Consider the following 26,625-nt stretch of genomic DNA (forward strand, 5'->3'; position numbering starts at 1 on the left):
CTGAGAGTTTTCTCAGGATTTTTTTATCTATCTTTTTCTAGAGTAATATAAACAGGAAAATGATCTGAAAACCCGCCCTTATAAAAAGGTCCTATAAAAGTTCTAAACGGACTTCCTTCATATTTCCCATTGAATATTTTTAACCAATCTCTATTATAAATTTTTGCATCTAAAAATGTGTACTTACTTTTTTTCTCATCAAAAAAATCTCTAGAAAACATAATCTGATCAAATAAATGCCATTCTTTGAAATGAGTGGTTGTTCCTTTACCTCTTTTATATAAAGGCTTCATTGGGTTATACAAATCATCTGACATCAAATACTCTTCAACACTTTTATTTACGGGGTTATCATTAAAATCTCCCATAATAATAAACTTTGCAGTACTTTCTTCTTCTTTAATCTTATCCATAACACTTCGAGTCAATTGGGCTGCTTTTATCCTATTATTTTCAGTTTCTGACACCCCTTCTCTACGTGAAGGCCAATGGTTAACTAAAACGTATACTATTTCATCATTAAGCATCCCTTTAACCACTAATAAATCACGCGTATAATCTACCCCACCTTCTTCATCGTTTAATAAAAGTGAATGCGTTTCTGAAAATATAACCTTAAAAAAATCTTTGTTATACATCAAAGCAACATCAATACCTCTTTCGTCTGGTGAATCGTAATGAACATAATCATAATTAAATCTTGACAGGTTTTTGTGCTTTACTAAATCGTTTACAACAATGGCATTTTCAACCTCAACCAATCCTATAATAACAGGTGGATATGCTGATTGGTTATTTCCTAACTGACTAATAACAGATGTTATTTTTCTAAGTTTATGACCATACTTTTTTCTATTCCATCTTAGTTTACCATTTGGTGTAAAATCATCATCAAAAGTATTTGGATTATCTACAGTATCGAATAAATTTTCAACATTATAAAAAGCAATCGTATATCTATTTTTTCTCTTATTTGCTGTCATTTAAAAAAATTATCATTCGAAAATACAAAAATCAAGCAAGCTTTATAACATAAAGCTAACCTTAAGTATTTAGGTATTCGATAAATTTTAAAAAACAATCTTATATATTTTAATAAAAATCACTAAACTGTTTAAAATTCATCAAAAAAGAAACTTAAAAAAAGAAATATATTCAATATTAATTATTTGTAAAACAGTTATAAGGCGCTTATTTATTTTACTTTAAAACAATATTTTATTAATTACCAACATCCAATTAAAAGCCTCATTTACAATACTTTTACAGTGTTAAATTTTAACAAACAAACTTAAAACAAACCCTAAAACTCTAAAAAATGAAAAAGTTATTTGTATTAATGTTCGTCACTCTAATGAGTACTTCAGTTTTTTCAACAAACGAAAATCCTGCAAAAGAGAAAATTAGAACAAAAATCGTTGAACTATTAGGTAACCCTAACTTTGTTCTAGATAAAGAAGTAAAAACTACCGTAGAATTTTTAATAAACAAAAACGGAGAAATAGTTATTTTGAATGTTAACTGTGATACTGAACAAGTTTGTCACTATGTAAAAAGCAGATTAAATTATAAGTTTATAAATAATGAATTTAAGTTAAAAAACCATATTTATAAAATGCCTTTAACTATACAGAAAAGTAGTAGTAAGTAATTACTTACCGATTATCCCCTAATAAAAAAGCCTCATAGAAATATTTCTATGAGGCTTTAATGTTATTATCTATAAAATTATACCGCTCCTTGATCCAACATTGCATCAGCAACCTTAACAAAACCAGCAATATTTGCTCCTTTTACATAATCAACATACCCACCTTCTTGTGTACCATATTTTACACAAGCTTCGTGAATATTATTCATAATAGAATGTAACTTACTATCTACTTCTTCACGAGTCCAAGACAAACGTAAAGAGTTTTGAGACATTTCTAATCCAGATGTTGCTACACCTCCTGCATTTGAAGCTTTACCTGGTGCAAATAAGATTTTTGCATTTTGGAATACTTCAATAGCTTCTGGAGTAGATGGCATGTTTGCTCCTTCTGCAACACAAATACATCCATTATCAACTAATACTTTTGCTTCATCTCCATTTAACTCATTTTGAGTTGCACATGGCAAAGCCACATCACACTTAGTTCCCCAAGGTCTTTCACCTTTGAAGAATTTTGCTGATGGGTATTTTTCTACGTATTCATGGATTCTTCCACGTTTTACATTCTTTAACTCTTGTACAAAAGCTAATTTTTCAGCATCAATACCGTCTTCATCATAGATATAACCTGATGAATCAGATAAAGTAACCACTTTAGCTCCTAATTGAGTTGCTTTTTCAGTAGCATATTGCGCTACGTTACCAGAACCAGAAACAACTACAGTTTTACCCTCGAAAGAATCTCCTTTGGTTTTTAACATGTTTTCTGCAAAGTAAACATCACCATAACCTGTAGCTTCAGGACGGATTAATGAACCTCCCCAAGAAGCTCCTTTACCAGTTAATACTCCAGTAAATTCGTTACGTAAACGCTTGTATTGACCAAACATGTAACCAATTTCACGACCTCCAACACCAATATCTCCAGCAGGAACATCAGTATCAGGTCCAATATGACGTGCTAACTCTGTCATAAATGATTGACAAAAAGCCATTACTTCACGGTCAGACTTTCCTTTAGGGTTAAAGTCAGATCCTCCTTTACCACCACCCATTGGTAAGGTTGTTAATGAGTTTTTGAAAACTTGCTCAAATCCTAAAAATTTTAAGATTGATAAGTTTACTGAAGGATGAAAACGTAACCCTCCTTTATAAGGACCAATTGCTGAGTTAAACTCAACTCTATATCCTCTGTTTACTTGAGTTTCTCCGTTATCATCAACCCAAGGCACTCTAAACATAATAGTACGTTCAGGTTCAACCATACGCTCTAGTAATTTCTTACCCTGATATTTTGGATTATTTTCTATAAACGGAATTACTGTTTCTGCTACTTCATGTACAGCTTGCAAAAACTCTGGTTCGTATGCATTACGTTCTTTTACGTAATCCATAAATGCTTGTATGTTAGATTCCATAAACTTAGTTGTTGTTCTGTTATTTTATAATATTAACAATTTTACTATGCAAATATAATTATTTTACTATTCGTTAATTTCTATTTTACCGTTTATTTCCCTTATTTTATTGGTGTTTATGCAAACCCTATTAAAAGTCCTTTTTTTTAGACAAAAAAACGTAAATTTGCACCTTAACTTTTGGAAAGATTATGTTAGACAAGGTAAAAGAATTGATTGAAGAGGTAAAAGCTTTTAATACCACTTCAAAAGAAGAAATTGAAACATTTAGAATTAAATATTTAGGAAGTAAAGGAATTTTAAAAGATTTATTTACTGAATTTAAAAATGTACCTAACGACCAAAAGAAAGAATTTGGGCAAACCATAAATTTACTTAAAACTTCAGCTGAAGATAAAGTAAATTCTTTAAAAGAGGCTATTGAGAATGCTGTTGAGGAAAAAGGTGTTTATGGTGATTTAACGCGTCCATCTGAACCAATCAACTTAGGTTCTCGACACCCGATTTCTTTAGTAAAGAATCAAATTATAGAAGTATTTAACCGTATTGGTTTTACTGTTTCTGAAGGACCAGAAATTGAAGATGATTGGCACAACTTTACTGCTTTAAATTTACCAGAATATCACCCAGCGCGTGATATGCAGGATACTTTCTTTATTGAAAAGAATCCTGACACATTACTAAGAACACATACCTCATCAGTTCAGGTGCGTTATATGGAAAACAACGAACCTCCAATTCGTACCATTTCTCCAGGACGTGTGTTTAGAAACGAAGATATTTCAGCACGTGCACACTGTATTTTCCACCAAGTAGAAGGGTTATATATAGATACTGACGTTTCTTTTGCCGATTTAAAACAAACCTTATTATACTTTACCAAAGAAATGTTTGGTAAATCTAAAATACGTTTACGTCCGTCGTACTTCCCATTTACTGAGCCAAGTGCAGAAGTAGACATTTACTGGGGATTAGAAACTGAAACCGATTACAGAATTACCAAGGGAACTGGTTGGTTAGAAATTATGGGATGCGGTATGGTAGATCCTAATGTTTTAAAGAACTGTAATATCGACCCTACAAAATATAGTGGTTATGCTTTCGGAATGGGTATTGAACGTATTGCAATGTTATTATACCAAATTCCAGATATTCGTATGTTCTATGAAAATGACAAACGTTTCTTAGAACAGTTTAAATCTGTAATTTAATTTTAAAGATAAATTCAAAAAATAAAAGACGAAAGCGTTAAACTTTCGTCTTTCCATTTTAAAAAGTTTTCAATGAGAAAAGATATTGAAATCCCTAAGGTAACAGGTGTAGAAATCGCAGTAGTTTTAGAAACTAATGAAATTGATGGTAAAGAGGATTGGAATGTATATATTCTAAACAGAAAAGATGTTGATTTAGAAATGGTCGTAATTGTTTCACAAGGATTTTCAGATACTAAAACTACTTCTATTTTCAGAAGAAAAATAGATACTCTTCCTGCAAATAGTTATCAAAAGTTTGAATTAATGCAACCTGAATTGTTCGATTTAGACAACCGTTTTCAGGTAACATTTTTTGAAGACAACAGACTACATGATAAAACTTTTATTTTTCAAGCAGAAACCATTCAAAAAGGCTTTTTAAGAGACATTGAATTCTTAGGAAAAAAAGGAATTGTTTGTAAATAAAAATTCACAAAAGAACGATAGTTGTTAAATCACAGCTATCGTTCTTTTTTTACTATCACTTTTTAGTACTTTCGTAAAAATCCTATTTCATGTTTTTAAACATTCAAGACTCAATTGCTCAATTTTCTTCTTGGGTATGGGGAATTCCCTTACTAATTTTATTAATTGGTGGTGGATTATACCTTTTTATCTATTCAGGGTTAATTCCGTTCAGGTACATTGGTCATGCTATTGCTATTTTAAGAGGAAAATATGACAAAGTAGACTCTCCTGGAGATTTATCACATTACGAAGCCTTATCATCTGCTATTGCAGCTACGGTAGGAATGGGAAATATTAGTGGTGTTGCCATTGCTATTGCAACAGGTGGTCCGGGTGCTATTTTTTGGATGTGGATTAGTGCTTTTGTAGGTATGGCTACCAAATTTTTCACCTGTAGCTTATCAGTAATGTATCGCGGAAAAGATGAAAACGGAAACGTAAAAGGAGGGCCTATGTATGTAATTACTGAGGGTTTAGGAAAAAAATGGAAACCTTTAGCACTATTCTTCTCAGCAGCTGGATTGATAGGTACACTACCTGCATTTCAGGCCAACCAACTAACACAAACCTTAGTAGATGTTTTTCAAATACAAGAATCTAGCCATTTTACAGCTAAATTACTATTAGGTATTTCTACTGCTATTATAGTGGCCATGGTTATTTTTGGTGGAATTAAACGAATTGGTAGTGTTGCAGGAAAATTAGTTCCTATAATGGTTGTGATTTATTTACTTACTGTTTTAACCATTTTATTTTTGCGATTAGAACAAGTTCCATCTATTTTTTCTTTAATTTTTGAGGATGCTTTTTCAGGAAAATCTGTTTTAGGTGGTGCTTTAGGGGTTTTGATAATCACTGGAGTAAAACGTGCTGCTTTTTCTAACGAAGCTGGCTTAGGTACTGCACCTATGATGCATGGGACTGCAAAAACCAAAGAACCAATCCGTGAAGGATTAGTCGCTATGCTGGGGCCTGCTATTGACACCTTGTTAGTTTGTTCTTTAACTGCATTAGCCATTTTAGCCTCAGGAGTTTGGGAAAATTTTGAAGGTAATGGAATTTCTATGACACTGGCTGCATTTGATGCGGTACTTCCTTACAAGATTGGAAGTATTATTTTAACCATTTGTGTATTAATATTTGCTTTCTCAACACTGTTCACCTACTCTTTTTATGGATTGAGTTGTTTAAGCTTTTTAACTAACACCAAGATTGGAAAATCATACAATTATATTTACATCATTACTATTGTAATTGCTTCTATTATAAAATTAGACTTTGTTATTAACCTAATTGACAGTGCGTATGCTTTAATGGCAATTCCTACTGTGCTTTCAACACTAATTTTAGCGCCAAAAGTAAAGAGAGAAGCTGCTAAGTATTTTCAGAAGTTAAAAAGAGGAGCTTTTAATGTTTAGCCAAGGGCTCTCCTTCAAAAAGCAAGCCTTCAAAACCTGTTTTTATAAAGTTTCTAATATTTTGATGATCTGTTCCTTCTGGATTATATAACACATCTTCAAAATAATATTTTCCAAAACACGCTAAGGTTTCTTCTTTACTAAATCCCTGCTGTATAGCAAACGAAAATATTTTACACGAACCTTGATTTTTTTCAGCTTCGTTGTATAAACTTCCATTTTTAAAGGCAGTAGGAGTGAAACTATACAGGCTTTCAATTACCGAAATAGTGTCAGAAAACTCAACTTTTTTTGGTGTATTTTGTATGGTTTGTTTAAATACGTCTAATGTCATTTGAAAAAGGTTTTTATACTGCAAAACAAATGATTTAAAGTCATAAAAACTAAGTCGTGGTAATTTTTTACAAACTAACATTTATAGTTAAATTTGCACAGCAAAAATTTCTAGATTCCGAAACAAGTTCGGAATGACAATTTGTAAGAAATCTCGCTATGCGAGAATAAAATTTTTAAAAATGTACAGAACGCATACTTGTGGTGAGTTAAGAGCATCGCACATTAATACTGAAGTTACCCTTTCTGGATGGGTACAAAAATCACGTGATAAGGGTTTTATGATTTGGGTAGATTTACGTGACCGTTACGGAATTACACAGTTAATCTTCGACGAGGAACGCACTTCTAAAGACTTAATGGAGAAGGCAAAAACTTTAGGGCGTGAGTTTGTAGTGCAAGTTACTGGAAAAGTTATTGAGCGTCAATCTAAAAACGCAAATATTCCAACAGGTGATGTAGAGGTTTTAGTATCTAGTTTAGAAATTTTAAACGAAGCTAAATTACCACCTTTTACAATAGAAGATGAAACAGATGGAGGTGAAGATTTACGTATGAAATATCGTTATTTAGATATTCGTCGTAACCCAGTTAAAAACAGCTTAGTTTTCCGTCATAAAGTATCGATGGAAGTTCGTAAATATTTATCTGACAAAGGATTTATTGATGTGGAAACTCCATATTTAATCAAATCCACTCCAGAAGGAGCACGAGATTTCTTAGTACCTTCTCGTATGAATGCTGGTCAGTTTTATGCCTTACCACAATCACCACAAACTTTTAAACAATTGTTAATGGTAGGTGGTATGGATAAATACTTCCAAATTGTAAAGTGTTTTAGAGATGAAGATTTACGTGCCGACCGTCAACCAGAATTTACACAGATAGACTGTGAAATGGCATTTGTTGAGCAAGAGGATGTGTTAGAAATTTTTGAAGGAATGACACGTCATTTATTAAAAGAAATTAACGGAGTTGAAGTAGACAAATTCCCAAGAATTACGTTTGATGAAGCTATGCGTAAATACGGAAATGATAAACCAGACATCCGTTTTGAGATGGAATTTGGTGAATTAAACGAAGTAGCGCAACACAAAGATTTTAAAGTATTTAACGATGCTGAATTAGTTGTAGGTATTGCTGTACCAGGAGGCGCTTCATACACTCGTAAAGAGATTGATAAGTTAATCGATTGGGTAAAGCGTCCGCAAGTAGGAGCTTTAGGAATGGTGTACGTGAAATGCAACGAAGATGGAAGTTTTAAATCATCGGTAGACAAGTTCTACGACCAAGAAGATTTAGCTAAATGGGCTGAAGCTACAGGAGCGAAGGCTGGAGATTTAATCTGTATCCTTTCAGGAAATACTAACAAAGTTCGCGCGCAATTAAGTGCGTTACGTATGGAACTAGCAGAACGTTTAGGTTTGCGTAAACCAAACGAGTTTGCTCCGTTATGGGTAATCGATTTCCCATTACTAGAATTAGATGAAGAAACAGGGCACTACCACGCAATGCACCACCCATTTACTTCTCCAAAACCAGGTCAGTTAGCATTATTAGATACTGATCCAGGAGCTGTAAAAGCAAATGCTTACGATTTAGTGTTAAACGGAAACGAAATTGGTGGAGGTTCTATTAGAATTCATGATAAAGAAACACAAGCTATCATGTTTAAGCATTTAGGATTTACCGAAGAAGAGGCAAAAGCTCAGTTTGGATTCTTAATGGATGCTTTTGAATACGGAGCACCACCTCACGGAGGTTTAGCTTTCGGTTTAGATCGTTTGGTAGCTATTTTAGGAGGTCAAGAAACCATTCGTGATTTTATTGCTTTCCCTAAAAACAACTCAGGACGCGATGTAATGATTGATGCTCCTGCAACTATAGACGATGAGCAATTACAAGAATTGAGCATTAAACTAGATATCAAAGGGTAGTCTACCTTGTTACAAAACAAGAGGGTTACCACATCGAATACAATTTACTTCGTAATAACCAATAAAAAATCCCGTTCTAGAATTAGAATGGGATTTTTCTTTTTTATAAAAACCTACAACTTTTCTTAATAAATTATATCTTTAATTATTCATATTTAGCTTTTCAAAAATTAACTAAGCATCTAGAACACAATGCCTACATCTAAAGAAGCTTATAAAAAAATATTAATTTGGAGATACAAACATATCTCTGAACGACAGTTTGTATATGTTTTAAGCATTTTAGTAGGGTTTTTAGCGGGTATTGGTACCTTAATTCTTAAGAACCTTACTTTTTACTTCCATCGTATTTTAGAAGATGGACTTATTAAAGATTATCATCATTCATTATACTTTATTTTTCCTATCATCGGGTTATTTTTAGTGTATTACATTAAAAAATATCTAATTAGAAAAGATATTGATCATGGTATTTCTACTACTTTACAATCTATTTCTAAAAAGAATGGAATTATTGAACGTTATAAAATTTATGCTTCATTAATTACCGCTCCTATAACTGTAGGTTTTGGAGGTTCTGTAGGGCTACAAGGCCCTGCTGTAAGTACTGGTGCTGCCTTAGGCTCTGGTGTTGCTAGGCTTTTTCATATGAATATGAGAACTCGTATGCTGCTAATTGGTTGTGCTACCGCTGGTGCGATGTCTTCAATGTTCAAAGCTCCTATTGCTGCTATCATTTTTGCAGTGGAAATTTTTAGTTTGGATCTTGCTTTTGCATCTTTAGTTCCTTTATTATTAGCATCGGTTTCAGCGGTGATTACTTCTTATTTCTTTTTAGGAAAAGATGTATTATTTAGTGTACAACTACAAGATGCTTTTGAAATTAACGATCTTATCTTTTACATAGCCTTGGCTATTTTTACAGGGTTTTCTTCTGTATATTTTTCTAAAATCTATTTTAGAATTATTAATTTTTTCAAAAAATACACTCCTTTTAAACGATTAGTATTTGGTGGAATTGCAATTGGTATAATGCTGTTTTTAATTCCTCCTTTATTTGGTGAAGGTTATGGAATTATCAACAATTTATTGTCTGAAAATGCCAGTGCCGCTCTTAAGAATATTCATTACAACATTGATTTTAATAATGTTTGGATGGTTATTATTTTTCTGTTAATTATTGGTGTTTTTAAAGTAATTGCCATGACTACTACTTTTGCTGCTGGCGGAGTTGGTGGTATTTTTATTCCTACACTTGTTATGGGAAGTGCTTTGGGAAATGTTACTGCTAAAATTATCAATCAATTCGGGTTTGATGTCTCAGAAACTAACTTCACATTGATTGGTATGACGGGCTTAATGGCTGGTGTTTTACACGCACCTTTAACGGCTATTTTCTTAATTGCTGAAATAACTGGAGGTTATGATTTATTTGTTCCATTAATGCTTGTTTCTGCTGTTTCCTATGCTATTACCAAGTATTTTGTATCAAATTCTATTTACACAATTGAACTAGCAGAACGTGGCGAGTTAATTACGCATAACAAAGATAAAAATGTGATGATGATGATGAAAACGAGTCAAATTATTGAAAAAAACTTTGTAAAAATTCATCCTGAAATGAGTCTTGGAGATATGCTAAAAAAAGCAGTTGCCAAATCAAAACGTAATATTTTTCCTGTGGTTGATAATGAAGATAAGTTTATGGGGATTGTTTTATTAGATGATATCCGCCCTATGATGTTTAATCAAGAATTATATGAAACTACGAAGGTAAGAGATATTATGAAAATTGCTCCGGCAATTATTTTTTATAATGACACCACTGAAAAAGTCATGCAAAAATTTAAAGAAAGTGGCGCATGGAATTTACCCGTGGTAAAAAACAGAGTGTACATTGGTTTTATTTCTAAATCAAAACTACTTTCAGTATATAGAAAAAAATTGTTAGAGGTTACTGTGTAGCTAAAAACTGACCCATTTTATCTGGAAAATCGGTAAAACCGCCATCAACATTTGCTTCAAAAAACAGTACTTGCATCATTTCTTCAAAAGAAGAAAATTCACCCAGTTGATCTGCTCTAAAAGTATATGGATGTACTTGTAGTCCTAATTTGTGAGCATCTTTAACTAGTGTTGTAAACTGCCACTTCTCTCCTACTTTTTTATCTAAAATTTGCTTGTACCAAGGTCCCAACCCGTCTGCATACGATGCTAAATGTACTAATTCTTTGGTTTCCTCAGGGAACTCAATTAATTGTACCAAGAATAGTTCGGACTTCAATTCTTTTCGAACTCTTTCCAATTCTTTCGCATCAAAACATTGAAACATACATTTATCGTTCGTTGTTTTGTAGCCATAGCTTGAAAGGATATCCAACGAAATTTTAGCAATATCTTTTCCATATTTATGATGAAATGCTGGGTTTTTAATTTCTGGATAAATTCCGATATTTTTTCCTGTAGAAGCATTTAGTCCTTGAATTAGCTCTATTTCCTCTTGTAAAGAGTGTAATTTAAAGTTGCCTCTCCCCTTCGGAAATCGATTCGGGTACACTTGTTCTCCTGTTTTCGGATTAAAACGTTCTGTTACATTTAGTTTTTGTAATTCTCCAAACGTAAAATCAATTACATAAAAACGTTCATCTTCTCGTTTTTTTTCTGGATATTTTTCAGCAACATCAGTAACATCATCCAAATAAATATCATGAATCACAATTGGGATGTTATCTTTACTCAATACTAAATCTTGTTCTATATAATCAGGATTCATTGCGTATGCCATGGCTTTGGCTTCCATCGTGTGTTCTGGTAAGTATCCTGAGGCTCCTCGATGAGCGATTACAACTTTCTCTTTCATATTGGTCAGTTTAGTTTCTGGCTTGCATCCGAAGAAAAATATCAAGAAAAACAGCGCATAAATTTGTTTCATTATTTACAAGTATACTTGGGCGGTTAAAACTAGCATTGTAAAAATTGTTAAGATAATTACTAACGGAATTACAAACTTTAACCATTTATCATATCCTACTTTCACAATGGCTAAAGATGCCAAAATTAAGCCTGTTGGGTTGATAAAAGCAAACAACCCCATACCATATTGATAGGTATTTACAATAACTTCTCTACCAACACCAACTGTATCTGCCAACGGAGACATGATGGGCATCGTTAATACTGCCATTCCTGATGAACTTGGAATAAAAAATGATAGTCCTGAATAAATGAATAACATTACATTGGTAAAAATTCCTTTAGACATTCCTGTAGTAAACTCGCTTGCGTGTTGTAAAATAGTGTCGCTTATTAAACCTTGTTCCATTAATACGGAAACTCCTCGTGCAATACCGATAATAAAAGCAACTCCTAATAAATCTCCTGCTCCTTTAATAAACGTGTTTACAAAGTTTTCTTCTTTCATCTTAGCTAAAAAACCTATTAAAATAGCACCTATTAAAAACACCACAGTCATTTCTTCAAACCACCATCCTAAACGAGATACTCCATAAATCATAATTACAAAACACATGGTAAAAATGGTTAATATAATTCGTAGTCTACCTGTTAAGCTATGTGTACTTGATGTTGAACTGCCAAAAAGACTTTCAATCATTTCTTTTTGATCGTAAATAATGGATTTTGTTGGGTCTTTTTGAACTTTGTTTGCATAACGTAAAATATAAATTACACATATTATAATTCCTCCAATTAGCATTAACAACCTCCCTGTAAAGCCAGTAGTCCAATTAATTCCTGCTGCATCTGAAGCAATAATAACACTAAACGGGTTTACCGTTGAACACATTGTACCAATCGACGACCCAATATACACACAAGCTAAAGCTACTATAGCATCGTATTTTGCTGCTAAAAATATAGGAATTAGTATTGGATAAAAGGCAATGGTTTCTTCTGCCAACCCAAAAGTTGTACCTCCTACAGCTATTAAGGTTGTTACCACAAATATAAGCCAGTACTCTTTTCCTTTCAATGTTTTTGCTAACCAAGCTATTCCAGCATCAAAAGCACCTGTGAAATTCATTATTCCTATAATTCCTCCTAAAATCAGGACAAATAAAATAATATCTGACGATTGAATGATTCCTTTTATTGGCGATTTAAAAAAGTCTAAAAAACCCTGTGGTTTTGGATCTAGCTGAGTATACGTTCCTGGTACACTGATTGGTTTTGCGATATCACCGTTGATAAACTTTTCTAATGGAATTTTAATTCCTAAGCCTTCTAATGTTTCTTGACTTGCCTGTATTGTTTTCTCTTCCTCTAAGTGTGAATACGTGAATGAATTATTGTTTTTCTGATACTGTAACGTGTCAAACTTACCTGCTGGTACAAACCATGTTAAAATAGCTACCAACCCAGCAATTAATAATAAGATAGTATGCGGAGTTGGGAATTTAATGTTTTTCAAAATAAAAAGTTATTATTTATCCGCATAAAAGTAAAAAAAACCAAGAGATGTACATCTCTTGGTTTTAAAATAATTATTGAGAACGTCTTAAAAAAAGACTTATTAAACTTATATCATAGAAGACCTCGCTCCTCCTGAAGCAAATAAAGCTCTCATTCTGTTACGCTGACCATCAGTAAACATATACATACAAGCATCGTTTGTATAATCCATATAGTTCATTGTCATATCAGCAGATTTACAGCTAACATCTGGATACGTTGGACATCCGTAGTTTGAGGCATCAGAAGATGGAGTATCAGCTACGAAATCGTCTTGACGACATCTTCCGTCTCCCCAAATGTGACGTAAATTTAAGTAATGACCAACCTCATGGGTTGCAGTTCTACCCATATTATATGGAGCAGAAGACCCTCCTGGTAAAGTTCCTGCTAATAACACTACACCATCTGTAGATAAAGAACCTCCTGGAAATTGAGCATATCCTAAGATACCTCCTCCTATTTCACATACCCAAACATTTAAGTGTGTTTCTGGTGTAATTGGAGGATAAGCAGCCTTAACAGCATCGTTAGTTCCCCAAGATGACCTAGAGTCATCATGCCTAAAAGTACCTGCTAATGTAAACTGGATTCCTGTATCAGTTGCATCGTTGATAAAATCCGAAGCCCCTGAAGGAAGTTGATTTGTATTTGGATTACTAAAGTCGTCATTCAATACATTCATTTGTGCTTGAATTTGAGAATTTGTAACACTATTAGAGTTTGGTAAAACAATATGTACATATACAGGAATATTAATAGTTCCTAAACCATCTTCTATTGGAGCTACATCTACATCTCCTCCAGTACTTCCTCCCCCTGGTTTACCTTTCTTTGTTGTTATTTTTCTTGTAGCATACTCAATATCATACATTTTTTTGTATAACCCTGGATTTTCTTTTACTTGCCTGTTTAAAACTCTCATTGAGTGGCATTGTTCTGACCCTCCTCTATGAGAAACTTCTTCTGTTTCTACATAAAAGTCACTCATATCAATTGATTCTTGAGGGTCTAAAGCTTCGTCTTTAGAGTTTTCCTGACATCCTACTAAAACTGAGGCTGCTACAGCTAGTGTTAAAAAAATTCTTTTCATGTTGTGAATAATTAAAAAATTAGTTATTGATAAAACTGCCCATAAGGCAACAAACTTGTTAAAAAACTCAAAAAAAAAGATATCATCAATTAAATTGTTAAATACCTATAAATTTGATAGTTATTTGAAGGGTTTTTTAACGATATGCAATATATGATTTTTTTTAAACGCTAAATAAAAGTTAAAAAAAAGTTAATTTATTAGGTTTTATCACTTGGGAACACCCTTATCCTAACAATCTTAGAATGTTAAAATTTAACAAAAACAATAAAAAAACGTCAATTTTAAACAATATAAGTTTTAAATACGACATTTTTAATACACTTAAATTGCATTTTCTACAACATGGAAAGATAAATTTAAAATCACCTAAAAAACATATCTTTACATCGTATTTAAAAAATTAATTATGGAAAACTCATTTGAACCAAAAGTGCTTGTTGCACAAGTATCAGAAACTGACAGAATTGCTTTTTACAAAAAAACCTATGCGCACGTTGCTGGTGGCGTATTATTGTTTGTTTTGTTTGAATATTTATTTTTACAAAGTGCTACGATTGTAGAATTTGCCTTATCAATGACCCAAGGTTATAAATGGTTATTGTTACTGGGTGGTTTTATGTTAATTACAAACTATGCAGAAAGTACTGCCTTAAAAACTTCTGACAAAAACTTACAATACTTAGCATATTCAGGGTATATCTTTGCTGAAGCATTTATTTTTATCCCTTTAATTTACATTGCTATTTCTTATACCAATAACTTTGATGTTATAAAACAAGCAGGAATTGTTACGTTAGCATTGTTTGTTGGAATTTCATCAATCGTTTTTATTACTAAAAAGGATTTTTCTTTTATTAGAGCTGGATTATCTGTTGGATTCTTTATCGCTATCGGATTAATTATCGCTGGTGCTTTATTCGGATTTAATTTAGGTTTGTGGTTTTCTGTTGGAATGTGTGTGTTAGCTGCTGGTTCTATTTTATACCAAACATCTAACTTAGTTCACAAGTTTTCTACGGATGATTACATTCCTGCAGCATTAGGCTTATTTGCTTCTTTAATGCTATTATTCTGGTATGTATTACAAATATTTATGTCAAGAGATTAGTAAAAAAACTATTATAAACTAAAAAAGCCTCCAAATGGAGGCTTTTTTATATTCTTATGCTAAATTCTTCTAACTTAACATCATTTGCGCTTTCTTAACTGCGTTTACCAATACATCAACTTCTTCTTTGGTATTATAAAAAGAAAAAGAAGCTCTCACTGTTCCTGGAATACAATAAAAATCCATAATAGGTTGTGCACAATGGTGACCTGTACGAACAGCAACACCTAACTTATCTAAAATAGCTCCAACATCATACGGGTGTATTCCTTCTAAATTAAAAGAGATAACAGATGTTTTGTTAGTTGTTCCATAGATTTTTAATCCATCTATTTTTTCTAATTCTTGGGTTGCGTACGATAACAGTTCGTTTTCTTGCTTTTCTATGTTGTCAAAACCAACTGAATTCATATAATCAACAGCAACTCCAAAAGCTATTCCTCCACAAATATTAGGTGTACCCGCTTCAAACTTATGAGGCAATCCTGCATACGTAGTTTTTTCAAAAGTTACGGTTTCAATCATTTCTCCTCCTCCTTGGTATGGTGGTAATAACTGCAATAGCTCTTCTTTACCATACAACATTCCAACACCTGTTGGTCCGCACATTTTATGAGCTGAAGCTACATAAAAATCGGCATCTAATGCTTGTACATCAGGTTTTATATGCGGTACTGCTTGTGCACCATCAATCAATACATAAGCTCCAAACTTATGTGCTGCATGAATAATTTCTTTTATTGGATTAATTGTTCCTAATGCATTCGACACGTGGTTACAAAAAACTAATTTTGTTTTTGGGTTCAATAATTCATGGTATAGGTCCATGCGTAAAGAACCATCTTCATCCATCGGAATTACTTTTAAAATAGCTCCTGTTTTTTCACATAACATTTGCCAAGGCACAATGTTAGAATGATGCTCTAAAGCTGAAACAATTATTTCATCTCCTTCTTGTAAAATAGAAGCAAAACCAGATGCTACAATATTAACCCCATGTGTTGTTCCTGAAGTTAAAATAATTTCATACGAATGCTTCGCATTGAAATGTTTTTGAATCTTAATCCTTGCTTCCTCATACTTATCAGTAGCTTCCTGACTTAATGTATGTACACCTCTATGAATATTTGCATTGTAATTAGAGTAATAATCTACAATAGTGTCAATTACTACCTGTGGTGTTTGTGAAGTTGCTCCGTTATCTAAATACACTAATTTTTTTCCATGTACTTCTCTTTGTAAAATAGGAAAATCAGCGCGAATTTTATCTATACTAAACATATAAAATATCAAATTTAGTACAAAGGTAGGGCTTGCGTTTTAAATACAAACATCAAACAATTAAATTCTTACATTTGCTAGAAACCCATTCCATGAAAAATTTAAAAAGAATTCTTTTACTCGTTTTAATTGCTTTAACAATTGCTGTTTTTTACAACTATCCGAAGTTAAATATTTTGGCAGGATACTCCGCTAAAAATACCGCTTCATCAGTATTTCTAGCAGGAAGAAGCTTAGCTTTTACCGATGCTAATGACAATAATTTTTCTCCCATAAATATTACTTCTGATAAAATTAATACAGAAGAAAAATCAGCTACTGGTTCTGTATATGGATTGCTAAAAAGAAAAGCTATTTATAGAGAAGGCCTTGGAGCTGTTTTGGTTACTAATGATTTTGATATTACCAAACCTCAACTTACTCCAAAACGTTCTGAACCTGATAATATCACTCCTTTTCCTTATGGAAATGCAGATCATAAGGACACTATTTTCGCTAACATTGATTATACAAAACTAAACGAAACTATTGATACTATTTTTAATGATAGAAATCAAACACGCTCAGTAGTAGTGGTATATAAAGACAAGATTATTTTTGAAAAATATGATACTGGTTTTACCAAAGAATCGAAGCAGTTAGGTTGGTCTATGACCAAAAGTATTACAGGAACATTGTTCGGGATTTTAAAATGTCAAGGGAAAGTTGATGTTCAAGAAGACAACTTATTTTCTGAATGGAAAAATGACGACCGTAAAAACATTACAATTCATAATTTATTACAAATGAATTCCGGTTTGGAATGGGAAGAAGATTATAATACCATTTCTGATGTTACTAAAATGTTGTTTTTAGAAAAAGACATGACCAAAGTTCAAGTAAACAAACCATTGGTAGGAAAACCAAACGAAACTTGGAATTATTCTTCTGGAACGTCTAATTTGTTATCGGGTATTTTACGAACAAAATTCAACACACACCAAGAGTATCTTGATTTTTGGTATAGTGGTTTGATTGATAAAATAGGCATGAACTCAATGATTGTTGAAACGGATATGAGTAACCACTTTGTAGGCTCTTCATACGCCTGGGCAACGGCAAGAGATTGGGCTAAACTTGGTTTGTTATACTTACATAACGGAGAGTGGAACGGAGAACATTTGTTTGATAAAGACTGGGTAAACTACGCTACAACGCCTACTCCAACTTCTGATGGTTGGTATGGGGCACAAATTTGGTTAAATGCTGGTGGGCGTTATCCTGATGCTCCAAAAAATATGTTTTCTTTTAACGGATATAAAGGTCAAAATGTATTTATTTTGCCTAGTCAAGATTTGGTTGTAGTTCGTACAGGACTTACCAAAAACGCAGACGTAAATACCTTGTTAAAAGGAATTATAAATTCTATTAAAAATTAAACCATGAATCCATTTTATTATGTGCTTTCTATAAACGGATTGCTTTTTTTATTCAGTATTATTTTTCATTTTTTTCCACCTAAAAAAATCAATGCTATTTATGGGTATCGTACTAATAAAACTATGAAAAATGATACTATTTGGCAATTTGCCAATACTTTTTTCACCAAAGAGTTTATGAAGTATTCAGCAATTTCGTTAGTTGCTGCTTTGGTTTTAGCCTTTATATCAAAAGAATTAACATGGCAACCTATGGCAATTATGTTATTATCATTAGCTGTATCGGTTGTTAAAACCGAACAAGAAATAAATAAGAACTTTGATGGGGATGGAAATAGGAAGTAAAACTCATCAAGACGTTTTAACCAAAAGACCTTGATGTTTTTGTAAAAACATCAAGGTCTTTTTTTCAACTCATATGTGTCTTTTGTAGAAACCTCCTCTGCAAATTACTTTTTATACTCTTCTTTAAGCAGTGTAATATCATCAATAATTTTCTGCATATTTTCTTTTTTAGTTCCATCATACGAACCTCTTATGCGTCCTTCTTTATCAATTAACACAAAATTCTCTGTGTGAACCCAATCACTTTCTCCGCCATCACCTTCATCCAATACAGCAAAATAGTGTTTACGTGCTAAGTTGTAAATATGTTTCTTCTTTCCTGTAGTTACATTCCATTTTCCATCAATCACCCCTTTTTCAGTAGCGTACTTTCGTAATTGTGGAACGCTATCCATTACTGGAGTCACGGAGTGTGATAAAAACATGATGTCGTCATCATTTTTATAATGCTCTTGCAACTCACTCATATTATACGCCATCGCAATACAAATAGTTTGACAACGGGTAAAAAAGAAATCGGCTATATAAATCTTTCCTTTATAATCAGCATTCGTAATCGTATCTCCATTCTGGTTAATTAAGGAAAACTCACCTACTCTATGGTTTTTTGTTCTGTTTCTTACAGAACTATCCACCAATTTAGGGTTAATATCAGCAGGGTTATAAATAGGCAGTTTGTTATCAACTTTTACCAAATGATAAAAAACAGGAACTCCAATAGCACAAAAAACTAAAATAAAAATTAAGGTGCTTTTTGATTTTTTAAAGAATTTAATATCCACAGTACTAAAATTTTCTACAAAAATACGACTAAAAACAGCGTTTATAAACCACTATCCTAAAAACTTTGTTAAAACCAAAGGCTAACTTACGTGCAAACTTTTACAACTGTTGTTAAAAACGTACATTTGTCAGATTTTAAATTTAGACGAACACCATTTATGGAGATTTTAATAAAAGCATCACAGTTTATTTTAAGCTTATCGCTCTTAATCGTTTTGCACGAATTAGGACACTTTATTCCTGCCAAATTATTCAAAACCCGAGTAGAAAAATTCTATCTGTTTTTCGATTATAAATTCTCTTTATTTAAAAAGAAAGTAGGAGAAACTGTTTATGGTATTGGTTGGATTCCGTTAGGAGGTTATGTGAAGATTGCGGGAATGATTGATGAGAGCATGGATACTGAACAAATGCAAAAACCTGCGCAACCTTGGGAATTTCGTTCTAAACCTGCATGGCAACGTTTAATTATTATGTTAGGTGGTGTTATTGTAAACTTTATACTAGGTATTTTAATTTATATATGTTTAATGTGGGCTTATGGTGAGAAATACTTACCGAATGAAAGCTTAAAAGATGGAGTTTGGGTTCAAGATCAATTAGGAAAAGATTTAGGTTTAGAAACAGGAGATAAAATCTTAACTATTGACGGACAAAAAATTGAGAAGTTTGGAGAGCTTCCTTTAGAGTTCATCAATGGTACTAATTACACAATAGAAAGAAACGGAACTGTTCTTGAAAAAGAAATTCCTACAGATTTTATCTCGAAATTAGTTGACAGAGGCAAAGATGCTGGAGCTTTTATAATGTACAGGCAACCTTTTGTAATTGGACAAGTTCCTGAAGACTCTCCAAATAGTAAAAGTGAGTTACAAAAGAAAGATATTATAACCGCTATTGATGGCGTTTCTACTCCTTATTTTGATCAAGTTCAAGTAATTTTAGAAAGTAAAAAAGGACAGGAAATAAATGTTACTGTTAAACGAAATAGCCAAAACATTACTATTCCTGCTAAAGTTTCTGACGAAGGAAAACTAGGAATTTATGCTACAAGCTTACCTTTAACAGATTTAGAAAAACTAGGGTATTACAATTTAGCTGAAAGAACCTATTCTTTTGGAGAGGCTATTCCAGCTGGTACAAATAAAGCTTGGACAACCTTAACCAACTATATTAAGCAAATGAAAAAGATTTTAAATCCTAGTACAGGTGCTTACAAAGGTTTAGGTGGATTTATTTCTATTGGAAGTATATTCCCTTCAGAGTTTAGCTGGCAAACATTTTGGAGTATCACCGCATTCTTATCTATCATGTTAGGATTTATGAACTTATTACCAATTCCTGCCTTAGACGGTGGTCACGTGGTATTTACCTTATGGGAAATGATTACTGGTAAAAAACCAGGTGATAAGTTCTTAGAATATGCTCAAATTACAGGATTTATCTTATTAATTGCCTTATTATTATTTGCCAACGGAAACGATATATTTAGGTTATTCAAATAACCTATAAGCAATACAAACTAAAAAAGCATCGTACTGAGTAGTACGATGCTTTTTTAGTTTATGCTATTTTTAACTTGGCTTCTACTTATTTAAATTCTCTGCTGCGCGACGTTCTAATTCTTCTTGAAATTCTTCCATAACAGGTTTTACAGTGCTTTCTGGTATATCTGCTACCTTTATATACATTAACCCATCAATAGCGTTATTAAACTTCGGATCTACATTAAATGCAACTAAACGAGCATTCTGTTTTACGTACTTCTTAATCAATACCGGAATACGTAATTCTCCTGGCTCCAATTCGTCTATAATTTTATCAAATTTTTGCATATCAGCCTCAGTAGCATCAAATACAAAATCTTTATCAGCATCTTTTAATTTCACCTTGAATTCTTTCTTAGGGTGAATATATTGTGCTACATACGGATCGTAATAATGAGATTTCATAAACTCAATCATTAACGATTTTGAGAATTCAGAAAACTGATTACTTATGCTTACTCCTCCCATTAAATATTTATGTTCTGGGTAACGTAATGTAACATGTACAATCCCTTTCCACAATAAAAATAATGGCATTGGTTTTTGTTGATATTCTTTAATAATAAAGGCACGTCCCATTTCAATGGTTTTTTCCATCATTGGATACAATTCTGGCTCTATTCTAAATAATGTTTGAATATAAAAACCATTTATTCCGTGTTTCTTAAAAATATCTTTTCCTAAGCCCATTCTATAGGCTCCAACCAATCTGTTTTGTTGGTCATCCCATAAAAATAAGTGGTGATAATATTTATCAAACCTATCTAAATCAATAGGTTTATTTGTTCCTTCTCCTACTTCTCTAAAGGTAATTTCACGTAAGCGCCCTATTTCATGTAAAATATTTGGTATCTCTTTTGCACTTGCAAAAAACACCTCGTAGTTCTTACTCTGTAATAATCTACTTCCTTTTTCTCGTAAAGCGTCAACTTCTTTTACAAATAACTCTGGTGATTTTTGAGAAGTGATTTTTTTGGCTTTCTTCGGAATTTTTAAATTGTGTGTTGACAATATTTTCGGAGATGCTTTCTCATACGGATTCGCCAACATATACGTTTTTCTACGTAAAAACTGGTAAAAATCAGGTATTTCAGTAAATGAATCTTGGTCTTTTACTGAAATTGGTTTACCAATTCTTACTTTGATAACTCTATTTTTCTGAGATAATAATTCTGACGGAAGCTTTGCAGTTCTTAGCGTATCACTAATCTTAGACAATGTGTAAAACAACTGACTATTTTTAGCGTGAAAGTAAATAGGAATAACAGGTACTTTCGCTTTTTTTATCAAGCGTACAGCCCCTTGCTCCCATTCTTTATCAACCATTAATTTTCCATCACGATACGTAGATACTTCTCCTGCTGGAAAAAGCCCTAACGGCTTTCCTTCTCTTAAATGTAATAAGGCATTTTTAATTCCTGCTACACTCGATTTAGCATCCTTATGATTCTCAAAAGGATTTACTGGCATTACATAAGGCTTTAAAGGCTCTATTCTGTGCAATAAAAAGTTCGCTATAATCTTGTAATCAGCTCTGTGCTCTAATAAGAGTTTTAATAATAAAATACCATCTATCCCTCCAAGCGGATGGTTAGAAATTGTTATAAAAGGTCCTTCCTTAGGAATACGTTTTAAATCTTCTTCAGGAATTTCAAACTCTATTTGAAACTCATCAAGCAAACCATTTAAAAAAGGTAAATCTTTTTTGTGCTTGTGCTTGTTATAAATTTCATTGGCGGTAGAAATTCGCAAAACTTTCATCAGCAACCAACCTGAAAACGTTCCGAAAACGCCGAACTTGTCGGCTCCTATTGCTTTTGCAACTTCTTTAGGTGTTACTAATCCCATACATAGTTATCAATTGACATAACTGCAAATATAATCGATTTTTTGCAAGCTTTACATGTTTTCTTGAATCACTAACTGTGCTGTTTCAGTATTTATTTGACGAATGATTGATTTTCCTCGCTTTCTTATCGTTTTTATCGCTTCATCATTAAAATGACGAATTGTGTATAAAGTAGTATCCTTATAAGCTCTTATTTTATAAGCCCCTTTTAAATCGTTGTAAAAATTCTCAAAATTATTGTACTTATCTTCTATACAAACAGAAAAACTGATCGCTGAATTTTGAATTAAGTTTACTTTTAAATTATAGTCGTGTAACTTCTTAAAAACATCACTAATATTATCTTCTACCATAAAAGAGAAATCTTTTGCTGAAATTGCTACTAAAATTTGATTTTTCTTTACGATAAAACAAGGAACTTCTGGTGTTATTTTTTTCCCTCTCCCAACACATGTTCCTAATTTTGTAACATCTTCAAACGAACGCACATATAATGGGATGTTCTTTTGTTCTAAAGGTTGAATTGTTTTTGGGTGAATTACCGAGGCTCCATAAAAAGCCATTTCAATAGCTTCAGTATACGAAATTTCTTGTAACAAAGCTGTTTCTGAAAACACTCTAGGGTCTGCATTTAATACTCCTTGTACATCTTTCCAAATAGTAACACTATCAGCATCCAAACAATAGGCAAAAATACCTGCGGTATAATCAGATCCTTCTCTTCCTAACGTTGTTGTTTCTGTACCAAACCCTCCTAAAAATCCTTGTGTAATATTTAATTTAGATACATCTACTTTTTCTTGAATTTGTTGTTGTGTCTGCTCCCAATTAATTTTAGCATCACGATAAGTACCGTCAGTTTTTATGTACTCTCTTACATCTAACCATTGGTTCTCTACTCCTATTTCAGATAAATAAGCACTTACTATAGTGGTAGATAATAACTCTCCAAAACCAACCATTTGATCATACACATAATTATAATCTTTAGAAGTGTTTCGAGCCATGAAACCACTCAATTCACCAAATAAATGATTTACTTTATTATATAATTCATGGTTTGTGCTGAACAAATTGTTCAACATTTTTTGATGGAAGTCTTCTACAAAGCTCAAAGAATCTTTAAGGCTTTCCTTTTTATAGAAATAATCATCAACCACTTGCTCAAAAGCATTGGTCATTTTTCCCATGGCAGAAATTACAACTAACGTATTTTCTGTGCCTTCATGTTGCAATACTTTTGCAACATTTTTTACTCCATTCGCATCTTTTACTGATGCTCCTCCAAACTTAAATATTCTCATTACAAAATTGTTCTAAGCTTTGTTCATTCATATGACATACTCTCCACTCATCATATACCGTTGCGCCTGTACTTTTGTAAAAATCAACAGCCCCTGTATTCCAATCTAATACTTCCCACGCCACTCTTTTACAATTGTTTTTATGTGCATAATTCATAACAGCACTATACAATGCTTTTCCTGCTCCAATACCTCTTTTAGATTGCGTTACCATTAGATCTTCTAAATGAATTGCTTTTCCTTTCCATGTAGAATAGCGTTCATAAAACAACGCCATACCTATAATCTTATTATCTTCTTCAGCTACAAAGGTTTTAAACTTCGGTTTTTCAGAAAAACCATCTTTAATAATGTCTTCTACCGTAATTTTAACCGCGTTGGGTTCCTTCTCAAAAACAGCTAATTCGACGATTAAATCTAATATAGCTTGAGCATCTTTTTGCTCTCCAGGTCTGATAATAAAACTCATTTCTTACTTTTTTTGGTAAAGATACTTCTCTTAAAACTTTCTGATAAAACAAATGAAAAATTAAAACACATCATATTTTTTTGTTGAAAATTTTAAAATACTAAATAAAAGTTGGCATCTTTGTACGCACAACACAAAAATTTGACATGAGTAACAAGCATATGACGCTGGGTGAGTTTATCATCAGCAAACAAAAAGACTTTAAATATTCTTCTGGTGAATTATCTCGCTTAATAAATTCTATCCGTTTAGCTGCTAAAGTAGTAAACCATGAAATTAGAAAAGCTGGATTGGTTGATATTACTGGAGCTGCTGGTGACATTAATGTACAAGGTGAAGCACAACAAAAACTAGATGTTTTAGCGAACGATTTATTTAAGCAAACATTGATTAATCGTGAAATTGTTTGTGGTATTGCTAGTGAAGAAGAAGACGACTTTGTTGTAGTTGAAGGTCAAAACAAAGCCAACGAAAATAAATATGTGTTGTTAATGGATCCTTTAGATGGGTCATCTAACATTGATGTAAATGTTTCTGTAGGAACTATTTTTTCTATTTACAGAAGAATTTCTCCTGTTGGAACTCCTGTTACCAAAGAAGATTTCTTACAAAAAGGTAGTGAGCAAGTAGCCGCTGGTTATGTAGCTTACGGCACCTCAACTATGTTAGTTTTTACTACTGGTAATGGAGTGAATGGATTTACGTTAAATCCTGCTATTGGTACTTTTTACTTATCGCACCCTAACATGAATTATCCTGAAATTGGTAGAATTTACTCAGTAAGTGAAGGGTATTTCACACATTTCCAAGAAGGAATGAAACGTTTCTTAATTCACTGTAAAGAATTAAACGAAGCAGATAACCGTCCGTATACAGCACGTTATATTGGCTCGTTAGTTTCAGATTTTCATAGAAATATGATAAAAGGTGGTGTATATATTTATCCTGCTACTGCTATAACACCAAAAGGAAAGTTACGTTTATTATACGAATGTAATCCTATGGCGTTTATTTGTGAGCAAGCAGGTGGTAAAGCTTCTGATGGGTTTACTCGTATTTTAGATATTAAACCTACCGAGTTACATCAACGTGTACCTTTTTATTGTGGAAGTATACAAATGGTTGAAAAAGCGGAAGAGTTTATGACTAAATTTTCATCTGATGATAAACCAGTATACTAAAGAATAGTTATTATTTATACTCAAATAAATTATCCATAAGGCAAACAGTTGTTTGCCTTATTTTTTTGGGTTAAATTTACATTCGGAAAAACGAAAAAATTAATCTATTAAAAAACAAATAATTATGGCTTTTAACTTACCAGAATTAGGATACGCTTACGACGCTTTAGAACCACATATAGATGCTAGAACTATGGAAATTCACCATAGCAAGCACCACAACGGATATACTACTAAATTAAATGCTGCTATTGAAGGTACTGATTTAGAAGGAAAATCTATCGAAGATATTTTAACTAACTTAGACATGAACAACGCTGGTGTTCGTAATAACGGAGGTGGATTTTATAACCACTCTTTATTCTGGACAGTAATGAACCCAGAAGATAGAGGTTATTTATCTGGAGAATTAAAAGATGCTATCGAAGCTGAGTTTGGTTCAAAAGAAGCTTTTATCGATGCTTTTTCTAAAGCAGCTGCGACACAATTTGGTTCAGGATGGGCTTGGTTATGTGTACACAAAGGAGGAAAAATAGAAGTTTGCTCTACTCCTAACCAAGACAACCCATTAATGCCTGGTGTTACTTGTGGCGGAACTCCTATCTTAGGATTAGACGTTTGGGAACACGCTTATTACTTAAACTACCAAAACCGTCGTCCTGATTATATCGAAGCTTTCTTTAAAGTAATCAACTGGAACGAAGTAGAAAGAAGATATGCAGCTGCTAAATAATTTTAGCTTTTGCAATAAATAAAAAAGACCTGCAAAATGCAGGTCTTTTTTTTATGATACTTTTTGATATCGAAAACTTTTTGTTCTTTCTTCAAAACTAGCTTGTTCTATTGGTAATACTGCATTTTCAAATAATTCTAGTAAATCTTCGGAGTGTTTTGCTGTAGATAATTTTATCAAATCAAAATACACGAAAGAGCTCCAAAGTATCGCTTTCAATTCTGTTTTCTCTTCATTCCACATACGTATTTCAACTAACAAATTTCTTTCTCCATAATTAAGTAACTGAGAATCTATTGTTACTGTTTCCATTAAGGTTGCTGGTTTTAAATAAGCTATTTGATGTGAACCTACCACCCAGCTCTTTCCTCTTTCTTTTCCGTGTTGGTATATATCCAAATTATAATTAGCTATTAATTGATCTTCTCTAGCATTGATAAGGTAATTAAAATAAGATGCATTATTTAAATGATTAAAAGGATCGCAATCTTGAAATCTGATTTTTGTTTTACTTTCTAAAATTTTTGGTATTTCCATGGTATTAAGTTTGAAATATACCA

At 32.5% G+C, this 26,625-nt stretch carries 24 protein-coding genes; 12 read left to right on the top strand and 12 right to left on the bottom strand.

Annotated elements, in window-relative coordinates; all coding sequences use genetic code 11:
* Positions 1-23 precede the first annotated feature (23 nt).
* Positions 24-983 carry an endonuclease/exonuclease/phosphatase family protein gene (locus D6200_RS09960; RefSeq protein ID WP_047788215.1) on the bottom strand — a complete coding sequence of 320 codons (960 nt, stop codon included), beginning with the start codon at positions 981-983 and terminating at the stop codon, positions 24-26.
* A gap of 335 nt (positions 984-1,318) precedes the next feature.
* On the opposite strand from D6200_RS09960, the gene D6200_RS09965 reads away from it, so the two are divergent.
* Positions 1,319-1,651, top strand: a complete 333-nt coding sequence (locus D6200_RS09965) for a hypothetical protein (RefSeq protein WP_125064411.1) — start codon at positions 1,319-1,321, stop codon at positions 1,649-1,651.
* A gap of 77 nt (positions 1,652-1,728) precedes the next feature.
* On the opposite strand, the gene gdhA is transcribed toward D6200_RS09965, so the two are convergent.
* Positions 1,729-3,072 carry an NADP-specific glutamate dehydrogenase gene (gdhA, locus tag D6200_RS09970; protein WP_047788213.1) on the bottom strand — a complete coding sequence of 448 codons (1,344 nt, stop codon included), beginning with the start codon at positions 3,070-3,072 and terminating at the stop codon, positions 1,729-1,731.
* Between the two features lie 191 nt (positions 3,073-3,263).
* Between gdhA and pheS the strand changes: the two genes are divergently transcribed.
* The 3 genes from pheS to D6200_RS09985 all read left to right on the top strand — a co-directional run bounded on the left by pheS (position 3,264) and on the right by D6200_RS09985 (position 6,211).
* The gene (gene pheS, locus D6200_RS09975; RefSeq protein WP_073182468.1) at positions 3,264-4,283 is read left to right on the top strand and encodes a phenylalanine--tRNA ligase subunit alpha; all 1,020 of its coding nucleotides are present in this window, start codon (positions 3,264-3,266) and stop codon (positions 4,281-4,283) included.
* A 72-nt stretch (positions 4,284-4,355) separates the two neighbouring features.
* On the top strand, positions 4,356-4,751 hold the full coding sequence (locus tag D6200_RS09980; protein WP_073182467.1) for a hypothetical protein: 396 nt from the start codon (positions 4,356-4,358) through the stop codon (positions 4,749-4,751).
* Between the two features lie 89 nt (positions 4,752-4,840).
* Positions 4,841-6,211 carry an alanine/glycine:cation symporter family protein gene (locus D6200_RS09985; RefSeq protein WP_073182466.1) on the top strand — a complete coding sequence of 457 codons (1,371 nt, stop codon included), beginning with the start codon at positions 4,841-4,843 and terminating at the stop codon, positions 6,209-6,211.
* Here D6200_RS09985 and D6200_RS09990 read toward each other — a convergent pair.
* Positions 6,201-6,545 carry a HopJ type III effector protein gene (locus D6200_RS09990; RefSeq protein WP_047788373.1) on the bottom strand — a complete coding sequence of 115 codons (345 nt, stop codon included), beginning with the start codon at positions 6,543-6,545 and terminating at the stop codon, positions 6,201-6,203. The genes D6200_RS09985 and D6200_RS09990 overlap by 11 nt on opposite strands.
* Before the next feature lie 181 nt (positions 6,546-6,726).
* Here D6200_RS09990 and aspS point away from each other — a divergent pair, with 181 nt between their 5' ends.
* Positions 6,727-8,481 (top strand): aspartate--tRNA ligase, encoded by a 1,755-nt coding sequence (aspS, locus tag D6200_RS09995; RefSeq protein WP_073182465.1) that lies wholly within the window; start codon positions 6,727-6,729, stop codon positions 8,479-8,481.
* A 192-nt stretch (positions 8,482-8,673) separates the two neighbouring features.
* Complete coding sequence (locus tag D6200_RS10000; RefSeq protein ID WP_073182464.1) at positions 8,674-10,446, top strand: chloride channel protein; 1,773 nt, start codon at positions 8,674-8,676, stop codon at positions 10,444-10,446.
* On the opposite strand, the gene glpQ is transcribed toward D6200_RS10000, so the two are convergent.
* The 3 genes from glpQ to D6200_RS10015 form a co-directional block, all read right to left on the bottom strand.
* Positions 10,436-11,341 carry a glycerophosphodiester phosphodiesterase gene (gene glpQ / locus D6200_RS10005; RefSeq protein ID WP_240627173.1) on the bottom strand — a complete coding sequence of 302 codons (906 nt, stop codon included), beginning with the start codon at positions 11,339-11,341 and terminating at the stop codon, positions 10,436-10,438. The genes D6200_RS10000 and glpQ overlap by 11 nt on opposite strands.
* Before the next feature lie 75 nt (positions 11,342-11,416).
* A complete protein-coding gene (locus D6200_RS10010) occupies positions 11,417-12,910 on the bottom strand; it encodes a YfcC family protein (protein WP_073182462.1) in 1,494 nt (497 codons plus the stop codon).
* Between the two features lie 108 nt (positions 12,911-13,018).
* Positions 13,019-14,044 (bottom strand): zinc metalloprotease, encoded by a 1,026-nt coding sequence (locus D6200_RS10015; RefSeq protein ID WP_073182461.1) that lies wholly within the window; start codon positions 14,042-14,044, stop codon positions 13,019-13,021.
* A gap of 409 nt (positions 14,045-14,453) precedes the next feature.
* Here D6200_RS10015 and D6200_RS10020 point away from each other — a divergent pair, with 409 nt between their 5' ends.
* Positions 14,454-15,155, top strand: a complete 702-nt coding sequence (locus D6200_RS10020; RefSeq protein WP_082118594.1) for a Bax inhibitor-1/YccA family protein — start codon at positions 14,454-14,456, stop codon at positions 15,153-15,155.
* A 69-nt stretch (positions 15,156-15,224) separates the two neighbouring features.
* On the opposite strand, the gene D6200_RS10025 is transcribed toward D6200_RS10020, so the two are convergent.
* On the bottom strand, positions 15,225-16,436 hold the full coding sequence (locus tag D6200_RS10025) for an aminotransferase class V-fold PLP-dependent enzyme (protein WP_073182460.1): 1,212 nt from the start codon (positions 16,434-16,436) through the stop codon (positions 15,225-15,227).
* A gap of 92 nt (positions 16,437-16,528) precedes the next feature.
* Here D6200_RS10025 and D6200_RS10030 point away from each other — a divergent pair, with 92 nt between their 5' ends.
* Positions 16,529-17,854 carry a serine hydrolase domain-containing protein gene (locus D6200_RS10030; protein ID WP_073182459.1) on the top strand — a complete coding sequence of 442 codons (1,326 nt, stop codon included), beginning with the start codon at positions 16,529-16,531 and terminating at the stop codon, positions 17,852-17,854.
* A 3-nt stretch (positions 17,855-17,857) separates the two neighbouring features.
* A complete protein-coding gene (locus tag D6200_RS10035; RefSeq protein WP_073182458.1) occupies positions 17,858-18,199 on the top strand; it encodes an SdpI family protein in 342 nt (113 codons plus the stop codon).
* Positions 18,200-18,303: 104 nt separating this feature from the next.
* Here the strand turns inward: D6200_RS10035 and D6200_RS10040 are convergent, their stop codons facing one another.
* A complete protein-coding gene (locus D6200_RS10040; RefSeq protein ID WP_073182457.1) occupies positions 18,304-18,981 on the bottom strand; it encodes an SCO family protein in 678 nt (225 codons plus the stop codon).
* A gap of 159 nt (positions 18,982-19,140) precedes the next feature.
* Here D6200_RS10040 and rseP point away from each other — a divergent pair, with 159 nt between their 5' ends.
* A complete protein-coding gene (rseP, locus tag D6200_RS10045; protein WP_047788199.1) occupies positions 19,141-20,487 on the top strand; it encodes an RIP metalloprotease RseP in 1,347 nt (448 codons plus the stop codon).
* Positions 20,488-20,568: 81 nt separating this feature from the next.
* Here the strand turns inward: rseP and D6200_RS10050 are convergent, their stop codons facing one another.
* From D6200_RS10050 to D6200_RS10060, 3 genes are read right to left on the bottom strand one after another with little or no spacing between them, the layout of a single operon-like run.
* Positions 20,569-22,377, bottom strand: coding sequence for a GNAT family N-acyltransferase (locus D6200_RS10050; RefSeq protein WP_073182456.1), 1,809 nt, complete (start codon positions 22,375-22,377; stop codon positions 20,569-20,571).
* Between the two features lie 51 nt (positions 22,378-22,428).
* Positions 22,429-23,682: an aspartate kinase gene (locus tag D6200_RS10055; RefSeq protein ID WP_073182455.1), complete on the bottom strand. Its 1,254-nt coding sequence runs from the start codon at positions 23,680-23,682 to the stop codon at positions 22,429-22,431.
* Positions 23,669-24,151, bottom strand: a complete 483-nt coding sequence (locus D6200_RS10060; protein ID WP_073182454.1) for a GNAT family N-acetyltransferase — start codon at positions 24,149-24,151, stop codon at positions 23,669-23,671. The genes D6200_RS10055 and D6200_RS10060 overlap by 14 nt, the downstream gene beginning before the upstream one ends.
* 146 nt (positions 24,152-24,297) lie before the next feature.
* On the opposite strand from D6200_RS10060, the gene fbp reads away from it, so the two are divergent.
* Positions 24,298-25,332, top strand: a complete 1,035-nt coding sequence (gene fbp, locus D6200_RS10065) for a class 1 fructose-bisphosphatase (protein ID WP_073182453.1) — start codon at positions 24,298-24,300, stop codon at positions 25,330-25,332.
* 124 nt (positions 25,333-25,456) lie between these two features.
* The gene (locus D6200_RS10070; protein ID WP_073182452.1) at positions 25,457-26,065 is read left to right on the top strand and encodes a superoxide dismutase; all 609 of its coding nucleotides are present in this window, start codon (positions 25,457-25,459) and stop codon (positions 26,063-26,065) included.
* A gap of 51 nt (positions 26,066-26,116) precedes the next feature.
* Here the strand turns inward: D6200_RS10070 and D6200_RS10075 are convergent, their stop codons facing one another.
* Complete coding sequence (locus D6200_RS10075; protein WP_073182451.1) at positions 26,117-26,602, bottom strand: acyl-CoA thioesterase; 486 nt, start codon at positions 26,600-26,602, stop codon at positions 26,117-26,119.
* Positions 26,603-26,625 lie beyond the last annotated feature (23 nt).

It is taken from the genome of Tenacibaculum mesophilum (assembly GCF_003867075.1).
Classification (GTDB): domain Bacteria; phylum Bacteroidota; class Bacteroidia; order Flavobacteriales; family Flavobacteriaceae; genus Polaribacter; species Polaribacter mesophilus.

Excerpts from the sequence above, each read along its gene's own strand:
- D6200_RS09960 (WP_047788215.1), bottom strand. The coding sequence starts at position 983 with ATGACAGCAAATAAGAGAAAAAATAGATATACGATTGCTTTTTATAAT.
- D6200_RS09965 (WP_125064411.1), top strand. The coding sequence starts at position 1,319 with ATGAAAAAGTTATTTGTATTAATGTTCGTCACTCTAATGAGTACTTCA.
- gdhA (WP_047788213.1), bottom strand. The coding sequence starts at position 3,072 with ATGGAATCTAACATACAAGCATTTATGGATTACGTAAAAGAACGTAAT.
- pheS (WP_073182468.1), top strand. The coding sequence starts at position 3,264 with ATGTTAGACAAGGTAAAAGAATTGATTGAAGAGGTAAAAGCTTTTAAT.
- D6200_RS09980 (WP_073182467.1), top strand. The coding sequence starts at position 4,356 with ATGAGAAAAGATATTGAAATCCCTAAGGTAACAGGTGTAGAAATCGCA.
- D6200_RS09985 (WP_073182466.1), top strand. The coding sequence starts at position 4,841 with ATGTTTTTAAACATTCAAGACTCAATTGCTCAATTTTCTTCTTGGGTA.
- D6200_RS09990 (WP_047788373.1), bottom strand. The coding sequence starts at position 6,545 with ATGACATTAGACGTATTTAAACAAACCATACAAAATACACCAAAAAAA.
- aspS (WP_073182465.1), top strand. The coding sequence starts at position 6,727 with ATGTACAGAACGCATACTTGTGGTGAGTTAAGAGCATCGCACATTAAT.
- D6200_RS10000 (WP_073182464.1), top strand. The coding sequence starts at position 8,674 with ATGCCTACATCTAAAGAAGCTTATAAAAAAATATTAATTTGGAGATAC.
- glpQ (WP_240627173.1), bottom strand. The coding sequence starts at position 11,341 with ATGAAAGAGAAAGTTGTAATCGCTCATCGAGGAGCCTCAGGATACTTA.
- D6200_RS10015 (WP_073182461.1), bottom strand. The coding sequence starts at position 14,044 with ATGAAAAGAATTTTTTTAACACTAGCTGTAGCAGCCTCAGTTTTAGTA.
- D6200_RS10020 (WP_082118594.1), top strand. The coding sequence starts at position 14,454 with ATGGAAAACTCATTTGAACCAAAAGTGCTTGTTGCACAAGTATCAGAA.
- D6200_RS10025 (WP_073182460.1), bottom strand. The coding sequence starts at position 16,436 with ATGTTTAGTATAGATAAAATTCGCGCTGATTTTCCTATTTTACAAAGA.
- D6200_RS10030 (WP_073182459.1), top strand. The coding sequence starts at position 16,529 with ATGAAAAATTTAAAAAGAATTCTTTTACTCGTTTTAATTGCTTTAACA.
- D6200_RS10035 (WP_073182458.1), top strand. The coding sequence starts at position 17,858 with ATGAATCCATTTTATTATGTGCTTTCTATAAACGGATTGCTTTTTTTA.
- rseP (WP_047788199.1), top strand. The coding sequence starts at position 19,141 with ATGGAGATTTTAATAAAAGCATCACAGTTTATTTTAAGCTTATCGCTC.
- D6200_RS10050 (WP_073182456.1), bottom strand. The coding sequence starts at position 22,377 with ATGGGATTAGTAACACCTAAAGAAGTTGCAAAAGCAATAGGAGCCGAC.
- D6200_RS10055 (WP_073182455.1), bottom strand. The coding sequence starts at position 23,682 with ATGAGAATATTTAAGTTTGGAGGAGCATCAGTAAAAGATGCGAATGGA.
- D6200_RS10060 (WP_073182454.1), bottom strand. The coding sequence starts at position 24,151 with ATGAGTTTTATTATCAGACCTGGAGAGCAAAAAGATGCTCAAGCTATA.
- fbp (WP_073182453.1), top strand. The coding sequence starts at position 24,298 with ATGAGTAACAAGCATATGACGCTGGGTGAGTTTATCATCAGCAAACAA.
- D6200_RS10070 (WP_073182452.1), top strand. The coding sequence starts at position 25,457 with ATGGCTTTTAACTTACCAGAATTAGGATACGCTTACGACGCTTTAGAA.
- D6200_RS10075 (WP_073182451.1), bottom strand. The coding sequence starts at position 26,602 with ATGGAAATACCAAAAATTTTAGAAAGTAAAACAAAAATCAGATTTCAA.